Genomic DNA, 2680 nt, shown 5'->3' on the forward strand with positions numbered 1-2680 from the left:
CAGAATTCTTATGGGTCAGAACGCCATCAAAAAAGTTCAGTCGGGCGGATTTTTAAAGACAGAAAGTGCAACACTCTCGACATCAGAGACCTTCACGATCAGGCAGTCATGGACAGGATAGGCTGGAATGCCCTCAAACACGGCCGCCAATCGGGCAAAGTCTGAAGCGCAAACGCTGGGTCCGTTGGACCACAGCCCGTACAGCTCCGTCGCTATTTGAGGGTACTCTCCCCTATGCGGGCCTGTGGACGAACCTAAACCCACCAAAGTGGCACACTTTTACTCCTGCCAGAACCAGCCAAGTGGCGCACTTTTGCTCCGGCGTTTGGTGCGGCTTTAGTCCAGCGCTGACATAAGTTGAAAGGTATTGGCGAGCGACCGCACCAGGTCGATGCCATAGATCCACGCCAGCCATGTGCCCCCAGCCAAACCTATGGCCAGCGATGTGGCCGGCGGTACGGGGTCTTCTCCGTCTCGTCTGATCATTCGGGACACGGCGTTGTGCAGAAGGGCAAGTATGACACCAATTCCAATCGCGAGGCCCATCAGGCCAACGCCTAGCAGCGATCCTATTGCAGGCAGAAAGGTTGCGGCCTGAAGGTAGCGCGATCGCGGGTCGCTCGCGCCGGTCCAGGCGACCGTTGCGCACAACAGGCCAAGGGCGAAGCCAAGGAGGCGCGTGTCGAGATCGCCGGTGACGCCGAAAAGGGACAGCCCAAGGCCGAAGATGGCGAGGATCATTCCCAAGATGGTGGCGATCCGTGGGGCTGGGACAGCGAGGAGGGCGATCGCCTGCAAGAGCCAAGCGATGATCAGCGAGGGCAGCATGAGGTGCAGAGGCACGGTCAGGACTGCCCAGACGGCAAGAAGCAGGCTTGTTATTTCGGGTGTGAGAAGTGTCCAGCGCAGGGGGGTTGCGCAGCACCGGCTTTTACCGCCTGCCAAGACCCAGCTGAGGATCGGGATAAGATCACGCGCTGCCAAAGTCTTGTCGCAGCCATCGCAAAACGAGCGGCCATCGACCACGCTTTTGCCGGAAGCTGCACGATCGGCCCAGCATTTCAGGAACGAGCCGGTCATCGGAGAGACCAACACAAGCACAAAGATGGCAGAAAGGTTTAAAGCCTCAAAGATTGTCACGCGGTTTGCTCGTCTTTTTACGCCCCCGGGCCGCGCCATTTTTCTGTGGAAAGGCGTGTTTGGTCAAGCAGCTTGGGAGCGTTGCGCGCGGCGCATGTGTGAACGTTGCGGATTTGTCGGTGCGTCAGGTGTAGGTTCCGAGTGCTGCGGCGCGGATAGCGCGGATGTTTTCGCCGTAGGGACCAGGGTTGGTGACACTGCCGCCGCGGAACACGGCGGAACCTGCGACCAGCACATCGGCTCCGGCTTTGGCCGCGAGGGGGGCAGTTTTTGCGTCAACGCCGCCATCGATTTCTATGTGGACGGGGCGGTCGCCGATCATGGCGCGAAGGGCTTTGATCTTTGCCGTCATGTCGATGAATTTCTGCCCCCCGAAGCCGGGGTTCACCGTCATCACGCAAACCAGATCTACATTATCGAGCAGGCCTTCGATGGCGTTTGCAGGAGTGCCGGGGTTTAGGGCGACACCGGCCTTCATATCGGCACCGCGAATGGCCTGAAGCGTGCGGTGGATGTGTGGGCCTGCTTCGATGTGGGCGGTCAGGATGTTTGCGCCAGCCTCGGCAAAAGCGTCGATGTAGGGATCGACCGGTGCGATCATAAGGTGGACGTCCATGACGCCTTTGATGTGTGGGCGGATCGCAGAACAGGTGGCCGGGCCGAACGAGATGTTGGGAACAAAGTGGCCGTCCATGATATCGACGTGGATCCAGTCGGCGCCCTGGGCTTCTGCGGCTGCGCATTCAGCGCCGAAGTTTGCGAAGTCTGCGGCAAGGATTGAGGGCGCTATTTTGATGGAACGGTCAAAGGACATGGCCGGGGTCTCCCAGGGATGGTTTCGGGTGGCTTACCGCACCAGATGGCTGGAGACCAGTTGCGTTATGCCGTGGAGAGCTTGGAAACTGATGCATTCAGCTTATCTTCATCTTCTCCACTGGGAATAAGGATGGACACGGGAAGTGATTGAGAGTCTGGCAGACAGGCAAGGGCTGCCTGACGCGTTACGGGTGCTTTTGGAGGACTATCCTCGGGAGGCGTGGGAGTCTTCGGACAATTTCGGGACGCTAATCCGGTTCTGGCTGGACCGGCACATGATGTTTCGCCGGTTGATGACGTCGCTTCAAGGCGAGACCGAGCGGGCACTGGACGGCAACCTTGATGAACGGATGCTGGCCGCGCGGGTGTCACGGTACGGCAGCATGCTGGTCGGCGAGCTGCATGGTCATCATAATATTGAAGATGTGCACTATTTCCCGCGCTTGCGGCAGTTGGATCGTCGTCTGGAAAAGGGCTTTGATCTGCTCGATGGCGATCATCTTGCGTTGGACGCGTTGCTCGAGACGTTTTCGGTATCGGCCAACAATGTGCTGAATTCAGTGAGCAATGGCGCGGACTGGCGGGCCCCGACGGATGTCTTTTGCAAGGGGTTGCATGGGTTCAAGCGCGATCTTAACCGGCATCTGGTCGACGAAGAGGATCTGATCGTTCCGGTATTGCTGAAATATGCGCCTGCCGACCTGATGTAGGCGCCGAGCGCGCG

The 2680-nt window shown here is 58.8% G+C and carries 3 protein-coding genes; 1 reads left to right on the forward strand and 2 read right to left on the reverse strand.

What is annotated here, in order from left to right; genetic code table 11:
* Positions 1-336 precede the first annotated feature (336 nt).
* Together Q1B15_RS16865 and rpe are read right to left on the reverse strand one after the other, a co-directional pair.
* Positions 337-1140, reverse strand: a complete 804-nt coding sequence (locus tag Q1B15_RS16865) for an A24 family peptidase (RefSeq protein WP_299755831.1) — start codon at positions 1138-1140, stop codon at positions 337-339.
* A 124-nt stretch (positions 1141-1264) separates the two neighbouring features.
* The gene (gene rpe / locus Q1B15_RS16870; protein WP_299755834.1) at positions 1265-1954 is read right to left on the reverse strand and encodes a ribulose-phosphate 3-epimerase; all 690 of its coding nucleotides are present in this window, start codon (positions 1952-1954) and stop codon (positions 1265-1267) included.
* Positions 1955-2099: 145 nt separating this feature from the next.
* On the opposite strand from rpe, the gene Q1B15_RS16875 reads away from it, so the two are divergent.
* Positions 2100-2666 (forward strand): hemerythrin domain-containing protein, encoded by a 567-nt coding sequence (locus Q1B15_RS16875; protein ID WP_299755837.1) that lies wholly within the window; start codon positions 2100-2102, stop codon positions 2664-2666.
* Positions 2667-2680: the final 14 nt, after the last annotated feature.

The organism is uncultured Boseongicola sp. (assembly GCF_937988555.1).
Classification (GTDB): Bacteria; Pseudomonadota; Alphaproteobacteria; order Rhodobacterales; family Rhodobacteraceae; genus Boseongicola.

What these genes read in the sequence shown, in the direction of transcription:
- rpe (WP_299755834.1), bottom strand. Translation starts at nt 1,954, where the DNA reads ATGTCCTTTGACCGTTCCATCAAAATAGCGCCCTCAATCCTTGCCGCA.